Source organism: Streptomyces sp. NBC_00388 (assembly GCF_036061255.1).
Classification (GTDB): Bacteria; Actinomycetota; Actinomycetes; order Streptomycetales; family Streptomycetaceae; genus Streptomyces.
The window spans coordinates 279,204-303,929 of record NZ_CP107948.1 but is presented as its reverse complement, the minus strand read 5'-3'; the positions used below and the strand labels follow the sequence as shown (position 1 = coordinate 303,929).

The window sequence follows — 24,726 nt, the reverse complement described above, 5'->3', positions numbered from 1 at the left end:
GTCGGCGACGCGGTGCTGTGATACCACGATGCTGCACGGGGTATCGACAACCGGACGCCCGGTGCGGCGTCGCCGACGGGCGCGGGGGAGGGGAGAGCCGACGTGAGGGGATCCGTGCGCTGGGGTGTTGCCGTTCTGGTCCTGGGGTTCCTGGCCGTCGTGGCGGGGGTGGCCGTGCTGGTGCCGAGGGACGCCGAATGCGGCGGACAGCCCATGGGGCCGGGCGACACGTGCACCTCGGTGTCCGTGGGCGGCGGAGGCACGCGTACATCGACGAGTCAGTACCGTCCCCGTGAGGGCGGCAACCCCTTCGTGGGCGGCGCCCTGATCGCCGCGGGCATCGGTCTGGCCGGTTTCGCCGTGGTCCGGGGCCGGGGTGTTGCCCGGTCCCGGCGCGGGGAGTCGGCGGTGCGGGTCCGGGTGACCGTCCCGGCCGGCGAGGCAGCCGGGGGCACGACACGCGACGTCACGTTCACCGCGCGCCGCAGCTGCGGCGCCTGCGGCGGCCGGGGCCATACGGTCGGCGCGAGTGGCACGTTGCTCTGCGGCAGGTGTGAGACGACGGGTCTCGACGGACGCCACCGCAGGACGGTGCATGTCCGGATTCCGGCCGGGGTACGCAATGACGCCCTTCTCCGGGTGGCGGGCGGCGGTCACGCCGGGGGCGCGGCCCGCCCGGACGGGGATCTGCTGCTGCGGGTGCGGGTACCGGCCCCCCGGAAGGGCTGGGCGGCAGCGAGGAGTTGGCGCCGGCCTGCCTCCGCCGGGGCCCCGGGACGCGCACCGTCCGCACCGCCCCGCCGATCGCCCACGCGGTCCGCTGATGCATCGTCCGGCTCCGCGGCATATTCCGGCCGGCCCGTCACGGTCCAGCGGGACGGCGTGCGGTTCACCGCCGACGCCACAGGGATCACGGTGGAGACCGAGCGGCATTCACCCCGCGGTGACCGGTGGCAGACGCATGCCGCCCACGCCTGGCGGGATATCGCGCTACTGGTGTTCGACAGCGACCGGAGCGACGCCGTCATCGCTCTCTACGCGGTGCCCGCCGCCACGTCCGGTACCGGCGGCACCCGCAGTCACCTGGTCGACGCCCGCGCTTTCACCCGGCCTCAGTGGGAGCGGATCGCCGAAAGTGTGGAACGCGCCGGCTCGGGGCAGATCGTCCTCGATCTGCGGGGACTTGCCGGCGGACGGCCTCCGCGCGACACGTGACGCCGGTTCCGTGTGGGCCCTGGTGCGTCCGGTTCCCCGCCGGTCCTGGTGTGTGGCGGTGCGACCGGTTTTCCCGTGGGCTATGCTCTGCGGCCATGACTACCGGGACGGCCTTGCGCCACACACGGATTGGTGACCCGGCGCTCCTCTGAGCGCCGTAGGGGCCGGTGCGGGCCGGCTGTTCGATCGAGGATCCGGTGCTGCTGCGCGGGCTCCGCCTCCGTCGTGTTGATCACAGACTCAACACATCAACCACGACAGGAGACTTCATGCACACGAAGACGCTGCAGATTCCCGCCACGGACGGTCAGGCCGATGCCTTCGCCGCTTTCCCCGACCACAAGGAGCGGCTCCCAGGGGTGCTGATGTACGCGGACGGCTTCGGTATCCGGCCCGTGCTGCGGGAGATGGCCTGCGAACTGGCCGGGCACGGCTACTACGTACTCGTCCCCAACCTCTTCTACCGGCACGGCCCGGCACCGGTGATCGGACTTCCCGAGCACATCGGAGAAGAGGACCGGCCCGCGCTCATGGCCCAGCTGATGCCGTTGATCGAGGCGCACACCACGGAACGCGTACTGCGTGACGCCGACGCCTACCTCAGCTTCCTCACCACCCGGCCCGAGGTCGCCGCCGGGCCGGTCGCGGTGACCGGCTACTGCATAGGCGGCCTCCTGGCGGTGCGCACCGCAGCAGCTCACCCCGGCCAGGTGGCCGCCGTGGCCGCGTTCCACGGTCCCGTGGGCGCCGCCGGGCCCGAGACCCTCGCCGAGATCACCGCCCGGATTCACCTCGGTCATGCCGAGAGCGACCTGACATCCGAGGCCCTGGGTGAGCTCAACCGGGTCCTGGACGCCGCGAAGGCCGACTACACCTCCGAGATCTACCCCGGCACCGTCCACGGCTTCACCATGTCCGACACCGACGCCTTCGACCCCGCCGGACTGCGGCGCCACTGGGACCGCCTGCTCCCCCTCCTGGCCGGCACACCGGGCAACAGCTGAGGTCCTGCCCCGGGGCGGCTCGCGTACCACACACCACTATCGGCCCGCCCCGCGAGGGGAGCAGCCCATCGTCCCGGCGTGCGCCGGTCCTGGCGGAACCGGCAGTGCCGCGGGCCGGGCCGGTTCCGGAAATCGATGTACTGCGGCGGGAGGCAGCCGTCAGGATGATCTGTCATGGACCAGCTGGAACCGCGGGAAGCGGCACGTGTCATCGTCGGGGAACACCATCCGTACGCGCGGGCCGCGTTCGTGTGCGGAAGCGTGTTGACCGATCGGCGCACCGCGTACTCCGATCTGGACATCGTGGTACTCCTCGGCGGCGAGCCCGCCCCCTACCGGGCCGGCTTCATTGCGGGCGGGTGGCCGGTGGAGATGTTCGTCCACACCGAGGAGAGCTGGCACGGCTACGTCGAACGGGAGACCGCTGTGCGGCGCTCGCCTCTGCTGTTCATGTGCGCCCAGGGCGAGTTGGTAGTGGACCGCGACGGCAGCGGGGCCCGGATCGCGGCGGAGGCGAAGGACCGCGTCGCGGCCGGCCCGCCTACGGTCACCGCTCACGAACTGGAACCCCTGCGGTACGGACTGACCGATCTCCTCGACGACCTCGCTGGATGCACCGATCCGGGCGAGCGCCTCTTCATCGTGACCGCCCTCGCCGAGCAGGTGGCCGAGCTTGCCCTGCTGGTACGAGGTTCCTGGCTCGGCGGCGGCAAATGGCTCGCCCGGCGTTTGCAGTCGGCAGACCCCCAGCTCGCCGAGCGCCTGACCGCAGCCGTCGGCGATGCGCTCGACGGACGGACCGCGGCGTTGGCGGACGTCGTCGACAGCGGGCTGGCCGAGTGCGGCGGAAGGTTCTGGGCCGGCTACCGGAGGGGCGGAAGGGCGCAGTGACGATCTCTCAACGATGGTGACAGCCGGGGCTGCTGCCCGGCGGAACTACCCGGGGCCCCGGCAGGACGCCCGCGTCGTCGAGGCCCGGACCGAGCTCTGGCAGTCCGCCGGAAAGCGCGCCCGACCGCCACGGGAATCCTTCCCGTGGCGGTCGGCTGAGGTGCCCATTCCTGTCACCTGCCGTCAGCAGCGGTGCCCCGTGGCTCCCGCCGCCCGGGTGACGCCCCCCGCACCTGGGCTCATGTCAGCAGACCTTCATTTTGTAGATCTTGTCGTTGGGGCTTCCGCCCGTTGCGGAGCTGTCCTTGGACAGGTCCTTCAGGTAGTTCCCGGAATTGACCGCGATCATGAACCGGTTACTGGAGTCGTAGAAGCGGGACTGCACGCCGCCGTACTGGTTCCTGTTGTCGATCGAGGAGATGCTCGCAACCATCCTGGAGCCGTCAGGCCAGCTGTAGTTGCGGAGATCCTGAGTCGTGCAGGAGGACCAGTAGGTGCCGCCGCCACCGCCGCCGAAATTGCTGTTCTTGTACACGCAGAGCCGGCCGCTGCTGCAACCACCGGCTGCAAGGGTCAGGTCCATGACCCCGCCCTTGTCGAGCTGGATCGCGTGCGAGTTGAGCTGGTGCGATCCGGGGTTGAGGGCGAGGGCCCGGTGTATCTCGTGTGCCAGCTGCATCTGTTGCGGGGTGGTGTGCGGGGCCGCTGACGCGGTTCCGCTTCCCAGTGCGAAGGCCGCTGCCGCGAGGGCGGCGGTAATCGTCAGGGCTTTGTTCCTGATCTTCATTGCATCCTCCTGGGCCGGGGTGAGTCCCTGGCGCCGTCTTTCCTTGTGCTCCGTCAGATGCGATCCTTCCCCGGGCGGATGACCGCCTGCCATGGGTACTTGTCCCCATGGTCCGTCCTTGGGGGAGGACGCAGTGTCCGAACGTGCGCACAAGGAACTGCTGGATCTTGCCGTGGAGGTGATCCGCCACCCGCGGCCGCACCGCCTCGGCGGACTCATCAGTGCGAGGGTGCTCCACGTACTCGATGCGGAGTACGGCATCAACAAGAACGCCCCGTGGACCGAGGACGCCGGGGAGTTGCATGTCTGGTCGCCGGCCGGGCAGCAGGACGGACTTCTCCAGGAAGAGAACCGGCGGTCACTCCGGGCCGGCTACCCATTCGTCGACTTCTACAACGGCCGGCCGTCCCCCGGCCCGCAAAGTGCCCGTCAGATCGAGAACTCACGCGCGTGGCGGAACAGCGTGACGCGGACCGTCATACGGGAGACCTTCGGTGCCTGTGACGCCCTGGCGCTGCCACTGCCCCTGGGCACGGCCCATACGCAGGGGTGGCTGGTGTACCGCTCGGGCACGCCATTCGGAGCGGCCGACCTTGCCTACGCGTGTGTCGCGCAGCCTCTGCTCTCCGCTGTTCACCGACACCTGAACACTCTCGGCCAGTGCCGTGACCTGCCTGCCCGGGCATTGCATTTCGGCCTCACGCCGCGCGAGTGCACGGTCCTGCACCTGCTCAGCATGGCCCTCACCGCTGCCGCGATCGCACACCATCTCGGCATCTCCGTCCGAACGGTACATAAACACCTCGCGAGCCTGTATCAAAAGCTCGGCACATCGGATCGTCTCGAAACGGTATTGCGCGCGCAGAGGCTCGGCATTCTCCCTCGCGAGCCGAACGCCGGTCCGTGACGGAGGCAGACCAGTGCGTGCGGCTTGTCGATTCACCGGGGAGGATTCACCGGGAGGAGGGGGGAGGGAGGGCTCCGCTGTCCGGCGTCTCGCAGTCCGCGACGGCCGGTTCGTCGACCGACTCGACCGGCCCCCGGCGCTCCTCTTGCCGGACTGGCAACAGGACTGGCGTGCCCGGGCCGCGGTGGGCGACGGTGGGCGCATGACAGATGACTTCGTACGACCGTCCGCCTCCGACGCACCCTCACCTGCCGGCGTATACGCCGGAGACCCCAGTGTGAGGACGGAGTGGGACAACCGGTATGCAGACCGCCGGCAACTGTGGAGCGGCCGGCCCAACGGTGCGCTCGTGGCCGAGACCGCCGGGCTCACGCCCGGGCGCGTCCTCGACGTGGGCTGCGGCGAGGGTGCGGACGCCGTGTGGCTCGCGCGGGGCGGCTGGGACGTGACCGCGCTGGAGGTCTCGGGCGTGGCGCTGGAGCGGGCAGCCGGGCATGCGCGGGACGCCGGCCTCAGTGTTCGCTGGGTACACGCCACACTGACGGAGGCGCGGCTGCCATCGGCCCACTTCGACCTGGTCTCCGCCCAGTACCCGGCTCTGCTGCGCACTCCCGACGCCGAAGCCGAGCGTGCGCTGCTCGCGGCAGTCGCGCCCGGCGGCGTGTTGCTGCTCGTCCACCACGCGGGGATGGAGGCCCAGCCGACTCTGGAGAGCGGTCACGCAACGGCCGACTACGTCTGGCCCTCGATGGTCGTCGCTCTGCTCGACGACGACTGGGAGCTGGAGGTGGACGAGCAGCGGCCGCGCGTGCTGCCCGACGGCGGCGCGGGGGCGCACCACACCGACGACGTGGTGGTGCGCGCACGCCGGCTGCGCTGAGCCTCTCCGGCCCCGGGCAGGGCAGAAAAGGGCAGAGGAGGGGATCGCTGACACCGCCGCTGTGTCTGCTACGGCAGGTCGGGTGGTCCGGCGTCGGCGGCGATCGCCGCCGACGAGGGCGCTCTTGTGGTGCGGCCGGGGAGACGGGTGGGGTCAGCGGGTTTTGCGCACGGCCCGAGAGCGGTCGGCGCCGGCGGGCTCGATGCAGTGGGACTGAACGTGCTCGTAGACCATGGTGGTCTGCACGTCCGCGACCTCACGGCGCTCGGTGAGGCGGTCGATGACGAAGGCGTACACCCCGTTGACGTCCGGGACCGCGATGTGGATGAGGAAGTCATGAGTACCGGATGTGACGAACAGGCCGATGGTTTCGGACAGTTGGGCCGCCCATTCGCGGAATCCCTCGATGACCGGGCGGGCCGGCGGCCGGATGCGTACCGAGATGAGGGCCTGTACGGGGCGTCCGGCCGCCTCCAGATCCAGGGCTGCGTGGTATCCGGTGATAATGCCCTGCTCGCGCAGCAATCTCACCCGCTCCAGTGAGGTGGAGGGAGAGACTCCCGTCTTGGCGGCCAGGTCGCGGTTGGTCTGCCGTGCATCGTTCTGCAGTTCCCGCAGAAGAGCCCGGTCGACTGCATCAAGTTCCACGATTGTCTCCATCTGCCGAACGATATGTGGTGCCCGCTGAAGCTATCGGAATATCTGCCTAGCGTATCCAGTCATGAATGCGCAGAAGAACGGAACGACCTCCGCTGCCGGGCTGGCGCTTGGCGCGGCGGTGCTGTGGGGCACGGTCGGTCCCGCCCAGGTTCTGGCCGACACGACGCTGGGTCCGGCGGCCCTGGGCGGATGGCGACTGCTGGTGGGCGGCATGGTGCTGGGGGTCTTCACGGCCCGGAATCCGCTCGGAACGGGCGCCCTGACCGCCCGTTCGGCCTGGCGCCCGCTGCTGGTGTGCACGCTGTCCACCGGCCTGTACCAGGTGACCTTCCTCTGGTCGGTGTCACGGACCGGAGCGGCGCTGGCCACCGTGATCGCGCTGGGAACCGCACCGGCCGCCACCGGTTTGTGCGCCCGCTGGGCCACCGGTGAGCGGGTGGGCACTCGATGGCTGGTGAGCACGGGCGCCGCCGTGGCCGGCTGCGCCTTGCTGCTGGCGCCGGGCGGCGATGCGGTGGATGTTCCCGGCCTGCTGCTCGGGATGGTGGCCGGAATCTGCTACGGCCTCTACACGGTCTTCGCCAAGCGGCTGGCGTCCGACAATCCGGCGGTGCATCTGCCGACCGTCGCGGCCGTCTCCCTGACCGCCGGCGGGCTGATGCTCCTGCCCTGGATGGCCACCGACACCGCTGCACTGTCCGATGCCCGGTCACTCGGCCTCATCGTGTGGCTGGGCATCGCCACCACCGCCGCCGCCTACTGGCTGTTCTCCACCGGCCTGGCCGGCCTGAGTGCGACCTCGGTAGGCACGCTGAGCCTCGCCGAACCGCTGGCCGCCGCCCTGCTCGGTGTGCTTGCGCTCGGCGAACACCTGTCGGCCACCGCCTGGGCCGGCTGCGCGCTGCTGCTGGGTGGGCTGGCCGCCGTCTCCCTGCCGCATGTCCGCCAGGCGTCCCGTACGACGCCGACGGAGATAGGCGGGCGGGCTTGCGACCCGTGCTCCGTGCCTGTCCTGGGGCGCGTCGAGTAACCCCCGATCCGCTGCCTTCCGTCTCCGTCCGAACCCTGCGAGCGAGCCTGTGTGGGATCCGGTCCGGGATTCTCCCCGGCGGTGGGGCACCGCCCGCCTGCGCCGATAAATCCGGCTCACGCTGTCCTGCGCCACCGGACCAGAGCCGTTCGCCCCCGAAGTCGGACGACCGGCATCCTGCATGTCGACCTCAGGTTCTCGCTCGGTCCGGGGCGCGGAATGATCGGGGTATGAACGTTGCGGATGAACTGGTGCGGTCGGCGGACGAGGCCGACGTGATCGCGGTGGCACGGCTGTTGGAGCAAGGCGCTTCGGTGGATGCGCCGGGCAGCGGTGGGGGTACGGCGCTGGCTGCCGCGGTGCTGCGGGGACATGCCGATGTCGTCAGCCTCCTCGTCGGCGCGGGGGCCGATCCGGAGCAACAGGCGGGTGAGTACCAGGAGTCGACGCCCCTGTGCCTGGCGGCGGTCCGCGGGCACACGAGTGTCGTCGGGGCTCTGCTCGATGCCGGCGCCCCTACCGGTAGTCAGGGCAGGATGGGCTTCGTGCCACTGGTGCTGGCAGCCACGGCGGGGGTCGAGGGGTACCCGGAGACGGTGGATCTGTTGCTGGACCGCGGCGCGGACGTGAACGCGGTGATGAAACGCAGGACCGCCCTCGACTGGGCGGGCGGGTTCGGGCAGGTACGGATGGTGCGCCACCTGCTCAGCCGGGGTGCCACCCCGTCGGCCGAGGCTCTGGCCATCGCGCGCGAGGACGCCGAACGCGATCCGGAGGGCCGGCGGGTATCAGGGCGAGTCGCCGCAGCCTTGCTGGGAGCCGGTTGCGGGGCCGGAACGGATCAGTCCGTCCCGCTGTCCGAGTCGGATGGTTCCGGGACGGGAGCCACGGAGCGGGCGCAGTGACCGCGCGGGATGTGACCGATGCCGCCGACGCCCTCACACCACAGCGCGACGTGATCGGCCCAGAACCCAAGGCCGGGTCCGCTGCCCGCCGCTCCGCGATGTCCGGCGATCGCCGGCGTCCGCCCGGCACGGCTCTGTGACCGTCTCGGCACCACCCCGGCCCGTTCGTGACGGCTCAGAGGCGGCCCTTGGCGAGATCGGCCAGCATGTTCTCCTTCAGGGGGATCATGTCGATGTGCCCGAGCAATCGCTTCGCGGTGTGCTTGTCCGTCGTCGCCAGCGTCCTCGCCATGTTGGCGAACGCCAAGTCCCGTTCGTGATCCGTCCTGATGGTCAGGGCGATGCGCTCGGCTTCGCGCGCATTGACGGCGACCACCTGCTCGGCCAGGATGCGCACCGAGAAGTCCCGGCCGTTCTGCACTACTTGGTCCTCGTAGGTCACAGAGTTCGCGATGCGCTCGGCCTCCGCGAAGTCGCCCGGTCCGATGGCCACCTGAACGGCGAGGTCGGTCAGGGCAGCTGCCCGCTGACGTGCGTTCGGGATGGCGCGAGCCATCCGTTCGGCCTGACGAATCTCTTCTCTGAGGCGACGGCGTCCGGCCATGGCTTCCCCCCGGTGCCCAGGCGAGTGCGGTGGGCTTGATGACAGCACGTCAGGTGTACGGCCGCAAGGGGTGTGGGCGCCGACGGCCGGAAGTGCACGCGCCTGGCATCCCTGTCAGGCGCCGCACGCTCGGCCACCCCGGCCAGGAGAGCGTGTCGCTGCACGGGGGCACGGAAGGGGCCTCTGCCTGTGTGTCCTGTCCGCCCACTGAGCGACGTGCACGAAGCGGTCCGGCCCGGAGCCTTACGTGGTGGCTTCGACTTCGGCTGACCGGGTGGCGAGGGTGAGGTCTGCCGCCACGGCCGACATGCGGCCCGCCCTGCCGGGGAAGGGGGTGCCTGGCAGGGTGCGGACCGTGCTGTGAGCGCCGTCGCAGGCGACGAGATGGCTGCCGTGGACCCTCCCGGTCGTATCGCCGTCCGCGGCCCACTCGACGGAGACGCCGTTCCCGTCCTGCCCGACCGACGTCACTCGTTGGCCGCGTCGCACGGGTACGCCTCGCTCGGTGAGCGGCACCGTCGCCGGGCGAACGCGCCGTGCCGGAAGGCTTGAATCACCCTTGAGATGTGATCATTCCGCAGGCGAGAACAGCCTGCCCCACGGGGGAGTGGTCCGGCCGATCGGACGGTTGCCCTGGGCCGGGCTCATGGATCCGGTCATGAGGCGGGATCAGCGCGGGGCCCGCCGGCTGGCGAGTGCGAGCGGCCACGGCCACTGCCGCCGGTCGGCTCCGCCTCTGGACCGTCACGAGGGACGTCCGCCGTCGGTACCTGCTCCTGCCTGGGCTGTTCCCTCTCGCCTGGGACCACCGGACCTCCGCACGGGAGTGGTGACATGGCGCGGCGTCGGCGTCGGCTTTACCGGTCCGACCAGATCGAACTCGCACTCTCATCGAACCCGGTCGCCACAACGCCCTCCTGGACCAAGCGCCTCACGGCAGCGGCCAGAAGACATCCAGCCGTCGGGGTCGGCCCCCACGGCCGTTCCGCGTGCCCTCCGATGGTCACGACATGTGATCCCGGCCGCTGTCGAGGCTGCTCGTGATGGTGCTGCCGAGCCCAGGTTTTCCCTTGTCGTCGCGTACTCCACGTCGCCGTGTTCGGCGCCCTCGGCGGAGCTCGGTCCGCGGCGCCCGGATGCGGTGGCGGTTCAGCCGTAGAGGCTCGGCGAGTGGTACAGCGATTCCGGGCTGTCGGGGACGAAGGCGTTCTGCATCGAATCGTGACGGCGGTGCCGGCCGGGCTCGCTCGCATCGTAGACGGGAGCCTTCGGCGTCAGCCGTCCTTCGGCGGCAAGCATCTGTGCGCGCATGAGCAGGTCCTGCGCGCTCAGGCCGAGTTCTTCCCCGACGGTTCGGAGGTCGAGACCGGATTGCCAGCTCCGCTCCAACATGCGGTCCATTCCCTCCGTCCAGGTCACCGCGGCCCCGGAAAGCCCACTCTCCATCACCGGTGGATGGACCGGTGGCACAGGTTCCGGACGCGGACGGGGGACCTGGGCTCGCACAGGGTCCCGCTGAGACTCCCCTTCTGGATCGGGGACACCGGCAGGAGACTGCTGGGGTGCCCCGGCAGGAACGTTGGCCGGCGGCGCCGGCTGCGGGGACGATTCTGCGGGCGGGTCGAGCAACTCGTCGGCGACGACCCGGGCGTCCTTCTTGCCGACTGTGCGACGGGCGACGCGCACCTCGCGTTCGTTCAATCCCATCAAGTCGGCCACGGCGGCGTCACTGCCGACCGTCACGGCAAACGCGGCCAGTGCTCTCGTCCGGCTGGCCAGCGCCTCGTCCATAACCGCTTGCGCCTCCCGCACCCGCTCGTCCGTACTGCAGAACGCCTCGGCAAGAAGCGTGTTGCGTTCCCAAAGTTCACGTGGCTCCACGCAGGACCAACGTTTCTGCGCCGTCCGCGACACCCCGTCACGGCGGCATCACCCAAAAGGCCTATCAACTGCCATATAAGACTGTTGATCACAACAGTGGGCGTCGGTACCCAGGCGCGAATAAATCATCCTGTACAGGGGCGTGGATACACCGTGTCGTGTCTCTCTCCGAGGGATGTGGCAACAGCGCTGCCGGGTGGGGCAGTCGCCTGCGACGTGCCTGGAGACGAACGGCCGGAGCCGGCCGACGACGTCGCAGAACAGATGCCGCACTGCGCGGCCACGGAAGCGGTCATGCCGGATGCCCGCGGCCGCGCTGCTGCTCAGCGGACGTGCACGGTCACCGCATCGGAGGCGTGCAGGCGCACAGGGTGCTGGTCGTGTGCGCTGGTCAAGCCGTACAGCACCGCACGGAATTTCAGGCTGCCGCGCCGCGCGGACGTGCCATGTGCGCTGACCCGCGCATCACCCCTGACCGCAGCGCTGCACGTCTCCTGGTGCCATCCCTCGCCGAAGCCGTTCTCCTCCAGGCACAGCTGATGCAGGTAGCCTGCGCTGTCGTCACCGCCGTGCGCCGTGACCGTGATGCCCTTGCCGACCTGGGCAGTGCGCGGCGCCGTGATCTCCACAGCGCCCTTGGCGAACGCCGGCGCTGTGGCCAGGGCCACTGACGCCAGACCCAGCGCAGCGATCACAGCGATCCGGCCGCTCCGCGCCTTCAGCCCGGTCTTCTCCGTCCTGCTCATGGAATTCCCTCCCCTGGATCTCTCTCACATGGAGAGACCCAACCCCTTCGAAAAGGCGCCCGGTGCGCCTTGCCGACTACCGAGATGAGCCGGTCGCCGCGTCCGTTGCACCCCGCCCGCTCCGTTACAGACCCAGGACAGAACGCGCCGGCCGTGCCGGGTCCCACCCGCAGCCACCGGCATGTCTCTCGGCAGGGACGGCCCACTGACCCGTACGGTCCGGCAGGGTCGACGCGGCGTGGCCGGACCGGCCGTTCAGGGGTGGGATGCCGCCCCGGGGTGGCGGAGCCAGGGGGTCAGCCGGCTGACCGGCCCGGCCTCCTGGTGAAGCGCCGCAGCCCCCTTCGGGTGGGCTTGAGAGGTGTGTCCTCGGGGGCGGCCGGGCCCTGAGCCGCGGTCAGAGCTGCCGCCGGGGCGGCGGCCGGGCCCTCCACGTACTGGCTGCCCCGTTCGACCCGGGCGCGGACGGCCTGAGCCATGGTGTGGTGGGTCGGCTCCTGCAACAGTCCCGCCGCGGACAACCGCTCCCACATGTGCAGCAGTTCCTGGCCCCGGGTCGCCACCTGGCCCTCGTCCTGAAGTCGTTGCCAGGCCGCGGTGGCACGGGCCACCTCGGGTGCGGCCCGGTTCAGGTCGGTGCGGCAGCGAATGCGTGCGACGGTCAGCGCGAGGACAGTGGAGATCATGTAGTCGCCGCGGAGATAGGCGATGTACGCCTCGACGCCCCTTGCCTCCAGCGACAGTTCGTCCTCCGCGCCCCTGCGCAACGTCAGGTGCTCCCGCAACGCGCTGGCGAGGACGAACGCGGCGTGCAGCTCCTCGCGCTGCGCGTGCTGGATGATCCGTTCGACGCGGGCGAGCGGAGGAAACGCCTCCTCCTCCGCGGCGGTTCGCTCACGCCCTGGCGGCAGGTCCTCCTCCTCACCGATGGTCCGGCTGGAGCCGTCGGGGTACACCCGGATCCGTGCCACCTGCTGCGCACTGCGATCGATGACGGTCGCCGCCACCGGAGCCCCGAGGGTGCGCGCGAACATGGCCACGGCGTCGAGGATCGCCTCGTTGGACGGGCGCATGCCGCCCATCTCCAGCAGATGGCCGTTGACCACCGTCGACCCGTCCTCGGCCACGTACGCGTCGAGACGGATCAGCGGCGGTGCGCTGAGCGCGGGCAGGTTCCCGTTGTCACGGGGTGTCAGTGAGTGGGACATCCGCTCAGACTCCAGGTCGGACCACGCCGAGGATGGGCATGGAGGCAGCGGGCGCTGTGGTGATCGTGCGTCCGGGCCGTGGGGCGTGGACGACCTGTCCGCCTCCGATGTACATGCCCACGTGCGTGGCGTTGTAGTAGATGATCAGGTCGCCGGGCCGCGCGGATGCCAGGCTGACCCGGGTCAGTCCCTGCCACTGCGCCTGCGAGGTACGGGGGACGGGGTGCCCGGCTGCTGCCCATGCCGCGGAGGTGAGTCCGGAGCAGTCGTACGACGAGGGGCCCACGGCACCCCACACGTACGGCTTGCCGATCTGGGCCATGGCGAAGGCGACGGCCTTGCCCGCCGCCCCGCTCACCGTCGTCCCGCCGCCCGGACCGCCCCCGCCCGACGGACCACCGGAGCCGCGCCACTTGGACTTGGCTCTCTCCGTGTCCTGCTTCTCCAGCTGGGCCAGCCGCCGGGTCTCGCTCTTCTCCAGCCCCGACTCGATGCGCTCGGCCGCGGAGATCTTCTTCTCGATCTTCTCCTTCGCCCTGGCCTTCTCCGCGCGGGTGCGCTTCAGTACGCGCAACTCCTTCGCGGCGGCCTCGGACTGCCCGTCGAGCTCCGCACGGGCGGCCTTCTGGGTCTCGGAGACCCTGATGATGCTCAGCATGGCCTGGCGGGCCTGGGCGGCCTCGCCCAGCGCCTGGTCGGAATGGTCGCCGAGCAGCAACTGGAGGCCTGTGGAGGCGAGGGAGCCCCCGCGGTACTGCGTCCGGGCCGCCGCACCCGCGAGGTCGTGCAGGCCGTTCACCCGGTCCTCGGCGTGGGCGAGGTCCTCCTGCAGCGACGACAGCCGCTTCGACTGGGCGGTCGCCTTCTCGTTGGCGGCGTCGTACGCCTCGGTGGCCACCTCCGCCTCGCGGTAGAGGCCGTCCAGTTCGGTACGGATGTGCTCGATCGACCCGTCGCTCCGCGGCTCGGGGTCGTTCGGGGCCGCGTAACTCGGCCCGGGTATCAGAGCGATCGCGCAGACAAGGGCTGCTACGGTGGCCCGGCCCCGCAGTTGTCCGCCGCCGGTCGACACGTTCATCAGCTCCACTTTCAGAGGTAGCGTGCGGGCTGCTCGGACGGACGGCCTGCCATCATGGTCGCCATCGCGGGTCATATGGAGATCCGTTCGACCTGTGAACACACTACCCTCACTCGAACGGCCGGTCCCGGTATCCCCGCGCGTATCAGCGTCCCGGTGCGCAACCGCCCACTGTCTCCGGCCGGTTCTGATCCTTCGCGATCCGGAACCTCTGCCGCCCCTCGTCCGCGATCAGCGGCGCCGCCTGCGCGGACGGCCCCCTGGTGGGCTTGCCGCTGGACAGGCCACGGTCACCGGCGTCCTCGATGCGGAGGACGGTGAGAGCGTTCGCCGTCGCGCAGCTCTGTGCGCCTGCTGGGTGCCGCGACCGCCTCGGAGTTGATTCAAATGTCACACCCGGACTGCGGCGCAGCCGTCGGCCTCTCTTCGCGCCGCGGCGGCGTGCTGGTGAGCACGGACCAGGGCCGAGCCGACCGGTCCTGATCCGCCGACAGCGTCGGCCCTGGCCGCCCGGGCGTGGGTCGCCCGCAGTATCCGGGCGCGCGCCCGTCCAAGTCCGCGGGCTGGACGGGCGCGCGGCGTGGCCCGCGGACCGTGCCGCTCGGGCGCGTCCCACCCGGCCGTTCCGGTACGGGACTTCCGCACGATGCCGTTGAGTACGGTGCGGTCGTCCACCCGCGCCCTGCCCGCAATGGCAGGGAGAGCAGCGGCTGGACGAAGTACCGCTCGGTATGGGCCAGTTCATATCGGCGTATCACGCGACCGCGATCCATCGCTCAAGCTCGCTGGACAGCCCTTAGGGGTGCATCACGATCTTCCCCACGTGATCCCTGCGGGCTAGCTCTTCCTGGGCCTGGGCGGCCTGGTCCAGTGGGAACGTGGCGGCGACGACGGGCTGGATCCCGGCCTGACGAGCCAGATCCATCAGGAGGTCGAAGTGCGCGGGTGTGTGCATCGCGGAGCCGATCACCTGCGCGTTGTGCAGATAGAGGCGGCGCACGTCAAAGGTCACGTCGTATCCGCCGAGCGCACCGGCGACGACCCACCGGCCGCCTTCGCGCAGCAGGGGCAGCCCTTCGCCCACGAGGTCACCGGCGACGACGTCGAGTGCGACATCGATGCCCTCCGGGGCGGCGGCGCGGATCTGCCCGGCGACATCCCGTGCGCGGTCGACGACCTCGTGCGCGCCCGCCTCGCGCACCGCGTCGATCTTGGATCCGCTGCTGATGGCGAGTACCCGCGCACCGCGCGCACGGGCGATCTGCATCAGTGCGATGCCGACCCCACCGGACGCTCCGGAGACCAGGACGGTCTCCCCGTGCCGAAGCCGGCCCCGCTCGATCATGCCCAGAGCTGTGCCATAGGCGGTCGGCAGTGTCGCGAGCTGATCGTCCGTGAGCGGTGATTCCGTCACGTCGTGCACCCGCTCCGCCGGCGCCGTCACGTACTCGGCGTAACCGCCGTCGCGTTCACTCCCCATCAGGCCCACCGGGTTCGCATCCGGTCCTTCGGTGTCGTAGATCGCTGGGTCGACGACCACACGGCGGCCGACAAGGCTCTCGTCCACATCGGTGCCGACTGCCACGACCCGGCCGGCCACGTCGGCGCCCTGGATCCGCGGGAAGCCGACCGGTCCTCGCCAGCCTGACAGGGCCTGCGGGTCTCCCGGGCGGCCGTAGGCGCCCTCCCGGGTCCACAGGTCGGTATTGTTCAGCGCCACCGCGCTGACCTGGACCAGTACCTCTCCCGTCCGCGGAGCGGGTACTGCCACTTCCGTCAGCTCAAGAACCTCCGGCCCGCCGTGCTCCGCAATCCGCACCGCACGCATGGTCTCGGGCACGCCCATCGCTCCTACCTCCTCATAGGTATACTGATCTGTGAACCTTCGAGTCACGGTACACCGATCAGTGAAGGAGTGTCCGATGCGGGAGGCGCAGCCCATGTCACCGGCGGGCCGCCGCATCGTGGCGGCGGCCGAGGAGCTCTTCTACCGCCAGGGAATCACGGCGGTCGGCGTGGATCTGATCGCTGAGCACTCGGGCGTGACCAAGCGGACCCTGTACAACCAGTTCGGTTCGAAGGACCGCCTCCTGGCTGCCTGTCTCGCGGAACGTGAGCAACGCTGGCAGGCACTCGTCCGGGCCACCGTCGATGCCTGTGACGGCCCTGTCCAGGCCGTCACCGCACCCTTCGTGGCGCTGCGGACCTGGAGCGGGACCAACCCCCGCGGATGCGCGTTCATCAACGCACTGGCCGAACTCCCGGACCCCTCGCATCCCGCGTACCGCGTCGCCGCCCACCAGAAGCTCTGGCTGAAGGACCTGTTCGAGGAACTCGCCGGCGCGGCGGGCTGTTCGGGGGCCGCCACCCTCGCCACCCGGCTCCTTGTCCTGCACGAGGGTGCGCTCGCCATGCAGCCGCTTCTCCTCGACACCCTCGCGGAGACCGCCGACCTGGCACGAGCCCTCGTCCGGGCCAGCGCACCGCCCTGCCGGTAGGCGGGTGCCGGCCGCTTCGTGCCGGCGCCCCTTCGCCACTGAAGGAAGCCGTCCCTTTTCGCCGGGCCTTCTGCCGGCTCGAAGAATCACACCCGACGCCGCACCCCTCACGTGCGAGCGGCACCGGTTCCGTCGAAGACTTCGCGTCTGAAACAGATTCGGCGTTCCTGCCCCTGCACGAGCCGCAACACAGCCCCTCCGACGCGGGAACAGGGGCTGAGGAGGGCCAACCACCCTGCCTGAAAGGGCGCATGATACCCCGACAGATGAACGCTGAAGGAGCCCCCTGGGGGGTCACGGCCCTCAAGAGCATGTTTGCATATGTCAATGATCATTAGCACACAGGAAACTCATGAACCACAGACATACGTGGACCACATCCTGGAGCACTGGCAGAAGGACGAGGATGCCGAGGCGCTCGTCCAGGGTGCGCAGCGGCTGACCCGGGGGGAGGCGCGGCGGAGGCTGTTCCGGATGGGCCACGCGCTGCGCCGGCAGGGACTTGTACCCGGCGACGGAGTGGGCCTGTTCCTGGCCAACCGGGTGGAATCGGTCCTGGTACAGCTCGCGGTCCACCTCATCGGCTGCCGTGTCGTGTTCCTGCCGCCCGAGCCCGGACCCGGAGAGCTCGCCGCGCTGGTCGAGCAGTCCCGGGCGCGCGCCGTGGTCACCGACCCGCTCTTCGCGCAGCGGGCCGCCTCGGCGGCCGGCCAGAGCGTCCACGCCCCGGTGCTGCTCAGCCTCGGGCCCTGCGAGCAGCGGTGCACGGACCTGCTGGCGCTGGAGGCGGAGTGCCCTGAGGAGCGTCCCGACGGAGTGCAGGCCCCGGCGGCCGACGAGGCCGTCACCGTCCTCTACACCGGCGGCACTCTGGGCCGCCCCAAGCTCGCCGCACACAGCCGCCGGCTCTACGACACGCTGGTGGGCCTGGTGAAGGGCGCCCCGGAGAGCTCCCGGCCTGCGGTCTTCCCTGCCACGGACGCGAGCATGGACCGGGTGCTCGCCGCCACGCTGCTCACGCACGGCAGCGGTCACCTCACCGCGGTCCAGGCGCTGGTGACAGGAGCCGCACTCGTCGTCCTGCCCGAGTTCGAAGCGGGGGCGGCGCTGGCGGTGCTGCGCGAGGAGCGGATCACCGCCACCATGTTCGTACCGCCGATGCTGTACGCGCTTCTCGACCACCCCGGGTGCGAGCCGGGGGCCCTCCCCGCACTCCGTCGGATCGTAGTCGGAGGCGCGGCCTCGTCGCCCAGCCGGCTGCAGCAGGCGGTCGAGATCTTCGGGCCCGTGCTCAGCCAGGGGTACGGGCAGTCGGAGGCGCTCGGTATCGCTGCGTTCCGCGCGGAGGACCTTGCATCGGAGGGAGCCCAGCGGCCCGAGCTCTGGCGCAGCTGTGGTCGTGCGATCTCCGACACCGAGATCGAGATCCGTGGTGAAGGCAGCGCGGTGGCGCTGCCCGTCAGGCAGGTCGGTGAGGTGTGTGTCCGGGGTGAGACGGTGATGCTCGGCTACTACGAGGACCCGGAGCGCACCGCGGAGGCGCTGCACGACGGCTGGCTGCGCACCGGCGACATGGGCTACCTCGACGCCGAGGGGTACCTCTACCTCGTCGACCGGGCCAAGGACATCATCGTCACGGGCAGCACCAGCGACAACGTCTACTCCCGGGTCCTGGAGGACTTCCTGCTCACGCTGCCCGGTGTGCGCAACGCGGCGGCGCTGGGCGTACCCGACGAGGATTTCGGGGAGGCCGTGCAGATCTTCCTGGCCACGGCCGAGGGCGCCGACATCGATCCCGACGCGGTGCGCGCCTCGGTGACCGCCGAGTTGGGAGAGCTGTACACGCCCCGGAAGACGGTTCTGCTGGACCGGCTGCCGACGACCAAGGTCGGCAAGGTGGACAAGAAGGCTCTGCGCGCCGAGTGGACGAGCGGGGCCTTGGAAACGCGGTAGGCGCCGCGGTTCCCGAAGGCGCAGATCGCCTGCGGGGAGGAGGCGCCGGCTGCCCGCCCGCTCCCTGCGCGGGCCGCGGCGTCGAACGGCGTCACGAGCGGCCCGCGTTCGGTGCGGTCGGCTGGGTGACCTGAGGCAGGGCCGGACGGGTGGCACGCGATCGAGTTCCGGCATCCGGTAGGGAAGGGCACGGTGACTCGCGGCTGATCCCGGCGGGCTGTGCAGGTGGTGAGCCGAGCGGTGGGAGACCGGCGGGATCCGCAAGCGCGGCCGATTGACATCAACTTCGGTTGAGGTCTTAGCGTCCTGTGTGCATCCCGGGCCGCACGGCCGACGGGAGCCAAGGGTCGTCCGACCAGATTCGGGAGTCACCTCCATGGACATGGAAGTCACCGCGTGGACATCGATGCACAGTGCGATGAACGCCCAGCAGGACCGGCGGCCGTTCTCCCGGGCCACGCTGCGCCGTATCGCCGCCTTCGCCGGCCCGCATCACCGGAAGCTGTACCGCTTTCTCCTGCTCAGCGTGGTCACCGCGCTCCTCGCGGTGGCCACTCCGGTACTCGCGGGTCGCGTCGTCGACGCGATCGTCCAGGGCCGGGGGAGCGGTACCGTCTCCCGGCTCGCCTGGCTGATCGCGGCGATCGCGGTCGCCGAGGCAGGACTTGGACTGCTCGCCCGCCGGCTCTCGGCCACCCTCGGTGAGGGGCTGATCCTCGACCTCCGCACAGCGGTCTTCGACCACGTGCAGCGGATGCCGGTCGCCTTCTTCACCCGCACCCGTACAGGCGCACTCGTCAGCCGGCTCAACAACGACGTCATCGGAGCCCAACGGGCCTTCAGCAACACCCTCTCCGGCGTTGTCTCCAACGCTGTCACGCTCCTGCTGACACTCGCGGTGATGCTCAGCATCTCCTGGCAGGTCACCCTGCTCGCTCTGGTGCTGTTGCCGGTGTTCGTCGTCCCCGCCCGCCGGATGGGCACCCGGATGGCGGCGCTGCAGCGCGAAGCCGCCCATCACAACGCCGCCATGGGGACTCAGATGACCGAACGCTTCTCCGCCCCCGGCGCTACTCTCATCAAGCTCTTCGGGCGTCCCGCCGACGAGACAGCCGCTTTCGCCGTCCGCGCCCGCCGGGTGCGTGACATCGGTGTGCGTACCGCCATGGTCCAGTCGACGTTCGTCACCGCCCTGACACTGGTGTCGGCGCTGGCGCTGGCCCTGGTCTACGGACTCGGCGGCCACTACGCACTGCGCGGCGCGCTCGACCCGGGAGCTGTCGTGGCCCTCGCTCTCCTGCTGACCCGCCTCTACGCACCGCTGACCTCACTGGCCGGTGCACGGGTCGAGGTGATGAGCGCCCTGGTGAGCTTCGAGCGGGTCTTCGAGATTCTCGACCTGAAGCCGCTGATCGACGAGAAGCCGGATGCCCGCCGGGTGCCGGACGGACCCGTGTCGGTGGAGTTCGACCAGGTCTCCTTCGCCTATCCCTCCGCCGAGAAAGTCTCACTGGCCTCTCTCGAAGATGTGGCGACCCTCGACCCCCGTGGCGGGACCGAGGTCCTGCACGGCGTCTCCTTCCGTGCCGAACCGGGGCAGATGGTCGCACTCGTCGGCTCTTCCGGGGCGGGTAAATCGACGATCGCGCAGCTGCTGCCGCGCCTGTACGACGCCGACTCCGGTTCCGTACGGCTGGGCGGTGTCGACGTACGCGACCTGAGTGCCGACTCGATCCGCGAGACCCTGGGGATGGTCACGCAGGACGGGCACCTCTTCCACGAAACTGTCCGGGCCAACCTGCTGCTCGCCCGGCCCGGGGCCACCGAGGACGAGATCTGGGACGCCCTGCGCCGCTCCCGCCTCGACGGGCTGGTGGCCTCGCTGTCCGACGGCCTCGACACCGTCGTGGGTGAACGCGGATACCGGCTCTCAGGGGGCGAACGCCAGCGTCTCACCATCGCGCGGCTGTTGCTGGCCCGCCAGCGGGTGGTCATCCTCGACGAGGCCACGGCCCACCTGGACTCCACGTCCGAGGCAGCCGTCCAGCAGGCCTTGGCCGAGGCGCTCGAAGGCCGTACCGCGGTGGTGATCGCCCACCGGCTCTCCACCGTACGGGCCGCCGACCTGATCCTGGTCGTCGAGGACGGCCGGGTCGTCCAGCGCGGAACCCACAACGGACTCCTCGCAGTCGCCGGCCGCTACCGGGACCTGTACCGAACCCAGTTCGACCAGCCGGGGGCACAGGAGCCGCACCCGGTCGGCTGACCCTCACGAGGGTGCGGCGGCACGGCCGGTGAGCCGGGACCTCCCGGAAGACAGCAGGAACGCGACGGATGGAACAGGGGCGACGACGACCGCGCGCATGGCGGCCATCGCCGCCCCGTACCGCAGCCGATGGGGGAGAGGCCACCGTTCGGCCGACCGGAGCGGGGCAGCCGTGCTCAGCCGATGGTGGCTTCGATGTGCACGTGACCGATGCCCTCGTCCAGAAAGGCGGCCAGGGCGCGGCCTTCGGCGTGGACCTCTTCCCGCTCCGTGAGGGAGAGGGGGCGGAGCGGGGCGACGGCCAACCGGTTGTCGTGCACTGTCCAGGTGGCGGAGACGCGTCCGTCGACGAGCACGGCGCGCAGCCCGGCGACGGACAGGCCGAGGTGGGCGTCGTCGATGATGCGGCTGCGGTCGTGGTAGCCGAGTATCGCGTTGTCGAAGGCGGGGAGGAAGCGGACGGGCGCGGGGGTGTCGGGGTGCGGGCGCGGAGCGCCGGGCAGGTCCAGGAGTTCGCGTCCGCGCTCGTCGCGGAAGGTGACGAGTTCTTCGCGGACTGCCTTGACGGCAGCGGGGAGCCCGGCGAGGCCGCACCACGAGCGGATGTCCGCTGTGGCCGCGGGCCCGTACGCGGCGAGGTAGCGGCGTACGAGTTGTTGCCCGGCCGGGTCGGTGTCATCGGGGGAAGGCGGGTCGACGTCACGTCCGAGCCATGAGGCCAGGGGCAGGTTGCGCACACCTGCTCTGGTGTGCCACAGACCACGGGGCGGGAGCTGGGCCATCGGAATCAGGGCGGCGACGAGCAGTTCGCCCAGGGCGCGGCGTGGTGGCGTGGGCCAGCGGTCCCGGAGCGCCTGGACGAGCTCGGCCATGGTGCGGGGCTGGTTGTCAGCCATGACCGCTCTGCCGGCAGCTGCGACCTCGGCGAAATCGATGTCCGCGAGTTCACGCCGGTAGGTGCCAAGCACCCGCTGGCGCAGCATGGTGTCGTGGCGGGTCCGCCAGGCCAGCGCGTCGTCGGCGGTGACGAGGTGGACGGTGCGGCGCATCAGGTGGGTGCGCACGACCTGTCGTCCTGTCAGCAGACGGTCCAGGGAGTCAGGTGCGAAGCCCAGGAGCCGGGACCACAGTCCGACGAAGGGTTCGGGTGGCTGTTGTGCCTGCATCCCGCAGAGGTGGGCAACGGCGTCGCGGGGCGGTGTGCCGGCGCGCTCCAGCAGGTACTGCCGGGCGAGGGTCGCGCGGTTGAGGCTGCGGGTGTCGAGGACGGTCATGGCGTTCTCACGCCACGGCCCGCGCGCCGGCCGGACACCGACGCGGACGCGCTCGCGCCGCAGACGTACACATGGGCGCCCCCGTCGTTCTTCGCGGGACCCGCCGGGACGGTGTCGCAGTGCGACATCCGCGGCGTCCCGGTGATGTCAGCACCGATCGGCCCCAGGATCTGGATACAGAGCATGAGGCGCCAATGTACAGCTCTGAAGGCGCCGCGGCGCGGGCGCGCGGCGCAGAGCAAGGAGGCCCGAGGGGGGACACCGCTGCCTCCGTGAGGGCCAACGCGCCGGTCCGGGTGGTGACTTCGGCCGGCCCAGGGGCGGGCAAAACGGTTCCGCCGCCCCACCGTGAGGCTCCCGAAACGAGCCTTTCACAGCGCGGGAGGCCTCTGGGAAACAAGCGGTTCCTAGCGTTCCTGCTCATGGATTCAACGCGGTATACGCATCCGGATACGGCAGCCGTACCGCCGGTCGCCCCCGTCCCGGCGGCAGTGCCGGCAGTGGGTTCCACGCTGCGCGACGAGGTGTACGCGAGGCTGCGGGCCGCCGTGCTCGACGGTGCGTACGGGCCGCGGGAACGGCTGGCCGAGTCGCGTCTCGCGGGCCGGTTCGGGGTCTCACGGACGCCTGTGCGCGAGGCCCTGGCGAGACTGCTCGCCGACGGGCTGATCGAGCGGGGCGACGGCGGGTTCTTCGTCACGATCCCCAACCTGACCCAGTTGCGCGACCTCTACGAGCTCCGGATCACCCTGGAACTGCGCGGGATCGACCGCGCGGTCGAGGACTCCTCCCTGCGGCACGACCCGGCAGTCATCACCGCGGAGCTGGAACGCTGGTACGCGATGCGCGGGCGCCCGCCCGCGGCGGACCCGCGCTTCGTCGTGGAGGACGAGCGGTTCCATGCCGAACTCTCCCGCGCCTGCGGCAACCCCGCTCTCACGGACGCGCTCGTAGCGGTCAACGAGCGCATCCGCCGGGTGCGGATGTACGACTTCCTCACCCCGGACCGGATCGGGACGACCATCACCGAGCACATCGAGATCATGGAGTTCGTCCGTGACGGGCGCCTGGCTGACGGCTACCGCGCCCTGCAGGCCCACGTCGGCGACTCGATGGCCGTGGTGATGGAACGAGCCCGCCGCGCCATGACGCAGATGGCCCTGCACGTCGACCGGCTCTGACGCGCGGAGGACCGCTCCCGCCCCCGGCTGCCGGCGACGGCCACCGGGAGGCCCCACCCTCACCACACCCCCGAAGGGCTGACCATGACCGTCATCGACCCACGTCCGGCCACCGGAAAACCGAACTCCCCGACCGACCAGGCGACCAAGGAGACCCTGGAGGACTACACCCTGCGCTTCGCACCCCGCAGTTACCGCCGCTGGGCCCCGATGGTCGTGGCGACGACAGCGCTCGGTGGCATCGCCTACATGGCCGACTTCTCCATCGGCGCGGGCATCGGCCTGTCGCACGGCACCGGTAACGCGCTCGTGGCGATCGCCGTGGCCGCGGTCGTCGTCTTCGTCACCGGGTTCCCGCTGGCGTACTACGGGGCCCGGTACAACATCGACCTGGACCTGATCACCCGCGGTTCCGGCTTCGGGTACTACGGCTCGGTCCTCACCAGTGTCATCTTCGCCAGCTTCACCTTCATCTTCTTCGCCCTCGAAGGCTCGATCATGGCCCAGGGCCTCAAGCTCGGACTCGGGCTTCCTCTCTGGCTGGGCTATCTCATCTCCACGCTGATGGTGATCCCGCTGGTGATCTACGGGATGAAGGCGCTCAGCAAGCTCCAGGTGTGGACGACCCCGGTCTGGCTGCTGCTGATGGTGGGCCCGCTGGTCTACCTGGTCACCACCGACCCGGGCACCGTCGACCGTTTCCTCGCCTACGCCGGTACCGACGGCGACAGCGGCGTCAACACCGCGTCCGTGCTGCTGGGCGCGGGCGTATGTCTCTCCCTGATCGCGCAGATCGGCGAGCAGATCGACTACCTGCGCTTCATGCCGCCCAAAACCGAGGCCAACAAGCGCACGTGGTGGACCGCGGTGGTCATGGCGGGACCGGGCTGGGTCGTGCTCGGCGCGCTCAAGCAGGCCATCGGCGTCTTCCTCGCCGTCTACGTCCTCGCCAAGACCGGCCCGGCCGCCGCCACCGAGCCGATCCAGCAGTTCCGCGGCGCCTTCGACGCGATGCTGCCGGCCTGGCTGGTGATCCCGCTGGCCGTGGTCCTCGTCGTGATCAGCCAGATCAAGATCAACGTGACGAACGCGTACTCCGGCTCGCTCGCGTGGACCAACTCCTTCACCCGAGTCACCCGGCACTACCCGGGCCGCATGGTGTTCGTCCTGGTCAACCTGGGCTTCGCGCTCGCTCTGATGGAGGCCGACATGTTCAGCTTCCTCAACAGCATCCTGAGCTTCTACTCGAACTGCGCGATCGCCTGGATCGTCACCGTCGCCACCGACATCGGCATCAACAAGTACCTGCTGCGCCTCTCCCCGCTCGCCCCCGAGTACCGCCGCGGCATGCTCTACGCCGTCAACCCGGTCGGTGTCGTCGCCTTCGTGGCCGCGTCCGGGCTGTCCATCGCCATGTACTTCCACGCCCTGGGCGACGCGGTCCAGCCCTACTCCCCGGTCGCCGCGGCCGCGATCGCCTTCGTCCTGACCCCGCTGACGGCCGTCGTCACCAAGGGCCGCTACTACCTGCGCCGCACCGACGACGGCATCGCCGAGGCGCTGCTCGACACGGAGGGCAACCCGAGCGCGACGACGTATGAATGCCATGTCTGCCTGCAGGAGTTCGAGCGCCCCGACCTGGCGGCCTGCCGTACTCACGACGCGGTCGTCTGCTCGCTGTGCCTGAGCACCGACAAGGCCGCAGACCACGTCCTGCCGGCATCGCCCGCCCGCACATAGCCCCCGTCCGCCCTGCGG

At 70.4% G+C, this 24,726-nt stretch carries 24 protein-coding genes; 12 read left to right on the top strand and 12 right to left on the bottom strand.

Features of this window, described 5'->3' with window-relative positions; all coding sequences use genetic code 11:
* Nucleotides 1-102: 102 nt before the first annotated feature.
* From OG917_RS01460 to OG917_RS01450, 3 genes are all read left to right on the top strand, one after another.
* The gene (locus tag OG917_RS01460) at nt 103-1,215 is read left to right on the top strand and encodes a DnaJ C-terminal domain-containing protein (protein WP_328315642.1); all 1,113 of its coding nucleotides are present in this window, start codon (nt 103-105) and stop codon (nt 1,213-1,215) included.
* Between the two features lie 269 nt (nt 1,216-1,484).
* Nucleotides 1,485-2,219: a dienelactone hydrolase family protein gene (locus OG917_RS01455; protein WP_328315641.1), complete on the top strand. Its 735-nt coding sequence runs from the start codon at nt 1,485-1,487 to the stop codon at nt 2,217-2,219.
* A gap of 183 nt (nt 2,220-2,402) precedes the next feature.
* Nucleotides 2,403-3,110, top strand: a complete 708-nt coding sequence (locus OG917_RS01450; protein WP_328321590.1) for a nucleotidyltransferase domain-containing protein — start codon at nt 2,403-2,405, stop codon at nt 3,108-3,110.
* 244 nt (nt 3,111-3,354) lie between these two features.
* Here the strand turns inward: OG917_RS01450 and OG917_RS01445 are convergent, their stop codons facing one another.
* A complete protein-coding gene (locus OG917_RS01445) occupies nt 3,355-3,897 on the bottom strand; it encodes a hypothetical protein (RefSeq protein WP_328315640.1) in 543 nt (180 codons plus the stop codon).
* 133 nt (nt 3,898-4,030) lie between these two features.
* Here OG917_RS01445 and OG917_RS01440 point away from each other — a divergent pair, with 133 nt between their 5' ends.
* Together OG917_RS01440 and OG917_RS01435 are read left to right on the top strand one after the other, a co-directional pair.
* Nucleotides 4,031-4,804, top strand: a complete 774-nt coding sequence (locus OG917_RS01440) for a LuxR C-terminal-related transcriptional regulator (protein WP_328315639.1) — start codon at nt 4,031-4,033, stop codon at nt 4,802-4,804.
* A 202-nt stretch (nt 4,805-5,006) separates the two neighbouring features.
* A complete protein-coding gene (locus OG917_RS01435; protein ID WP_328315638.1) occupies nt 5,007-5,684 on the top strand; it encodes a class I SAM-dependent methyltransferase in 678 nt (225 codons plus the stop codon).
* A gap of 153 nt (nt 5,685-5,837) precedes the next feature.
* On the opposite strand, the gene OG917_RS01430 is transcribed toward OG917_RS01435, so the two are convergent.
* The gene (locus OG917_RS01430) at nt 5,838-6,332 is read right to left on the bottom strand and encodes an Lrp/AsnC family transcriptional regulator (protein ID WP_328315637.1); all 495 of its coding nucleotides are present in this window, start codon (nt 6,330-6,332) and stop codon (nt 5,838-5,840) included.
* Between the two features lie 73 nt (nt 6,333-6,405).
* Here OG917_RS01430 and OG917_RS01425 point away from each other — a divergent pair, with 73 nt between their 5' ends.
* Entirely contained in the window at nt 6,406-7,374 is a 969-nt protein-coding gene (locus OG917_RS01425) for a DMT family transporter (protein ID WP_328315636.1), read from the top strand.
* 230 nt (nt 7,375-7,604) lie between these two features.
* Entirely contained in the window at nt 7,605-8,279 is a 675-nt protein-coding gene (locus tag OG917_RS01420; protein ID WP_328315635.1) for an ankyrin repeat domain-containing protein, read from the top strand.
* A gap of 175 nt (nt 8,280-8,454) precedes the next feature.
* On the opposite strand, the gene OG917_RS01415 is transcribed toward OG917_RS01420, so the two are convergent.
* From OG917_RS01415 to OG917_RS01380, 8 genes are all read right to left on the bottom strand, one after another.
* The gene (locus OG917_RS01415) at nt 8,455-8,835 is read right to left on the bottom strand and encodes a hypothetical protein (RefSeq protein ID WP_328315634.1); all 381 of its coding nucleotides are present in this window, start codon (nt 8,833-8,835) and stop codon (nt 8,455-8,457) included.
* 291 nt (nt 8,836-9,126) lie between these two features.
* Nucleotides 9,127-9,399 carry an FAD-dependent oxidoreductase gene (locus OG917_RS01410; protein ID WP_328315633.1) on the bottom strand — a complete coding sequence of 91 codons (273 nt, stop codon included), beginning with the start codon at nt 9,397-9,399 and terminating at the stop codon, nt 9,127-9,129.
* Nucleotides 9,400-10,032: 633 nt separating this feature from the next.
* The gene (locus tag OG917_RS01405; protein WP_328315632.1) at nt 10,033-10,764 is read right to left on the bottom strand and encodes a hypothetical protein; all 732 of its coding nucleotides are present in this window, start codon (nt 10,762-10,764) and stop codon (nt 10,033-10,035) included.
* 323 nt (nt 10,765-11,087) lie between these two features.
* Complete coding sequence (locus OG917_RS01400) at nt 11,088-11,510, bottom strand: hypothetical protein (protein WP_328315631.1); 423 nt, start codon at nt 11,508-11,510, stop codon at nt 11,088-11,090.
* Between the two features lie 296 nt (nt 11,511-11,806).
* Nucleotides 11,807-12,718 carry a hypothetical protein gene (locus tag OG917_RS01395; protein WP_328315630.1) on the bottom strand — a complete coding sequence of 304 codons (912 nt, stop codon included), beginning with the start codon at nt 12,716-12,718 and terminating at the stop codon, nt 11,807-11,809.
* Nucleotides 12,719-12,722: 4 nt separating this feature from the next.
* A complete protein-coding gene (locus OG917_RS01390; protein ID WP_328315629.1) occupies nt 12,723-13,796 on the bottom strand; it encodes a C40 family peptidase in 1,074 nt (357 codons plus the stop codon).
* A gap of 390 nt (nt 13,797-14,186) precedes the next feature.
* Nucleotides 14,187-14,471 (bottom strand): hypothetical protein, encoded by a 285-nt coding sequence (locus tag OG917_RS01385; protein ID WP_328315628.1) that lies wholly within the window; start codon nt 14,469-14,471, stop codon nt 14,187-14,189.
* A gap of 121 nt (nt 14,472-14,592) precedes the next feature.
* Nucleotides 14,593-15,642, bottom strand: a complete 1,050-nt coding sequence (locus OG917_RS01380) for a zinc-binding dehydrogenase (RefSeq protein ID WP_328315627.1) — start codon at nt 15,640-15,642, stop codon at nt 14,593-14,595.
* Between the two features lie 76 nt (nt 15,643-15,718).
* On the opposite strand from OG917_RS01380, the gene OG917_RS01375 reads away from it, so the two are divergent.
* From OG917_RS01375 to OG917_RS01365, 3 genes are all read left to right on the top strand, one after another.
* Nucleotides 15,719-16,294: a TetR/AcrR family transcriptional regulator gene (locus OG917_RS01375; RefSeq protein WP_328315626.1), complete on the top strand. Its 576-nt coding sequence runs from the start codon at nt 15,719-15,721 to the stop codon at nt 16,292-16,294.
* A 327-nt stretch (nt 16,295-16,621) separates the two neighbouring features.
* Entirely contained in the window at nt 16,622-18,247 is a 1,626-nt protein-coding gene (locus OG917_RS01370) for a class I adenylate-forming enzyme family protein (RefSeq protein WP_328315625.1), read from the top strand.
* A 376-nt stretch (nt 18,248-18,623) separates the two neighbouring features.
* A complete protein-coding gene (locus OG917_RS01365; protein ID WP_328315624.1) occupies nt 18,624-20,513 on the top strand; it encodes an ABC transporter ATP-binding protein in 1,890 nt (629 codons plus the stop codon).
* A gap of 176 nt (nt 20,514-20,689) precedes the next feature.
* Here OG917_RS01365 and OG917_RS01360 read toward each other — a convergent pair whose 3' ends face one another.
* Entirely contained in the window at nt 20,690-21,787 is a 1,098-nt protein-coding gene (locus OG917_RS01360) for a winged helix DNA-binding domain-containing protein (protein ID WP_328315623.1), read from the bottom strand.
* Nucleotides 21,784-21,972 carry a hypothetical protein gene (locus tag OG917_RS01355; RefSeq protein WP_328315622.1) on the bottom strand — a complete coding sequence of 63 codons (189 nt, stop codon included), beginning with the start codon at nt 21,970-21,972 and terminating at the stop codon, nt 21,784-21,786. Before OG917_RS01355 ends, OG917_RS01360 begins: the two co-directional genes overlap by 4 nt.
* A gap of 237 nt (nt 21,973-22,209) precedes the next feature.
* Here OG917_RS01355 and OG917_RS01350 point away from each other — a divergent pair, with 237 nt between their 5' ends.
* Together OG917_RS01350 and OG917_RS01345 are read left to right on the top strand one after the other, a co-directional pair.
* Nucleotides 22,210-22,968, top strand: a complete 759-nt coding sequence (locus OG917_RS01350; RefSeq protein ID WP_328315621.1) for a GntR family transcriptional regulator — start codon at nt 22,210-22,212, stop codon at nt 22,966-22,968.
* An 84-nt stretch (nt 22,969-23,052) separates the two neighbouring features.
* Nucleotides 23,053-24,708 carry a purine-cytosine permease family protein gene (locus OG917_RS01345; protein WP_328315620.1) on the top strand — a complete coding sequence of 552 codons (1,656 nt, stop codon included), beginning with the start codon at nt 23,053-23,055 and terminating at the stop codon, nt 24,706-24,708.
* Nucleotides 24,709-24,726 lie beyond the last annotated feature (18 nt).

Excerpts from the sequence above, each read along its gene's own strand:
- OG917_RS01455 (WP_328315641.1), top strand. The coding sequence starts at position 1,485 with ATGCACACGAAGACGCTGCAGATTCCCGCCACGGACGGTCAGGCCGAT.
- OG917_RS01445 (WP_328315640.1), bottom strand. The coding sequence starts at position 3,897 with ATGAAGATCAGGAACAAAGCCCTGACGATTACCGCCGCCCTCGCGGCA.
- OG917_RS01435 (WP_328315638.1), top strand. The coding sequence starts at position 5,007 with ATGACAGATGACTTCGTACGACCGTCCGCCTCCGACGCACCCTCACCT.
- OG917_RS01425 (WP_328315636.1), top strand. The coding sequence starts at position 6,406 with ATGAATGCGCAGAAGAACGGAACGACCTCCGCTGCCGGGCTGGCGCTT.
- OG917_RS01420 (WP_328315635.1), top strand. The coding sequence starts at position 7,605 with ATGAACGTTGCGGATGAACTGGTGCGGTCGGCGGACGAGGCCGACGTG.
- OG917_RS01415 (WP_328315634.1), bottom strand. The coding sequence starts at position 8,835 with ATGGCTCGCGCCATCCCGAACGCACGTCAGCGGGCAGCTGCCCTGACC.
- OG917_RS01400 (WP_328315631.1), bottom strand. The coding sequence starts at position 11,510 with ATGAGCAGGACGGAGAAGACCGGGCTGAAGGCGCGGAGCGGCCGGATC.
- OG917_RS01395 (WP_328315630.1), bottom strand. The coding sequence starts at position 12,718 with ATGTCCCACTCACTGACACCCCGTGACAACGGGAACCTGCCCGCGCTC.
- OG917_RS01390 (WP_328315629.1), bottom strand. The coding sequence starts at position 13,796 with ATGAACGTGTCGACCGGCGGCGGACAACTGCGGGGCCGGGCCACCGTA.
- OG917_RS01380 (WP_328315627.1), bottom strand. The coding sequence starts at position 15,642 with ATGGGCGTGCCCGAGACCATGCGTGCGGTGCGGATTGCGGAGCACGGC.
- OG917_RS01375 (WP_328315626.1), top strand. The coding sequence starts at position 15,719 with ATGCGGGAGGCGCAGCCCATGTCACCGGCGGGCCGCCGCATCGTGGCG.
- OG917_RS01370 (WP_328315625.1), top strand. The coding sequence starts at position 16,622 with ATGATCATTAGCACACAGGAAACTCATGAACCACAGACATACGTGGAC.
- OG917_RS01365 (WP_328315624.1), top strand. The coding sequence starts at position 18,624 with ATGGACATGGAAGTCACCGCGTGGACATCGATGCACAGTGCGATGAAC.
- OG917_RS01360 (WP_328315623.1), bottom strand. The coding sequence starts at position 21,787 with ATGACCGTCCTCGACACCCGCAGCCTCAACCGCGCGACCCTCGCCCGG.
- OG917_RS01355 (WP_328315622.1), bottom strand. The coding sequence starts at position 21,972 with ATGCTCTGTATCCAGATCCTGGGGCCGATCGGTGCTGACATCACCGGG.
- OG917_RS01350 (WP_328315621.1), top strand. The coding sequence starts at position 22,210 with ATGGATTCAACGCGGTATACGCATCCGGATACGGCAGCCGTACCGCCG.
- OG917_RS01345 (WP_328315620.1), top strand. The coding sequence starts at position 23,053 with ATGACCGTCATCGACCCACGTCCGGCCACCGGAAAACCGAACTCCCCG.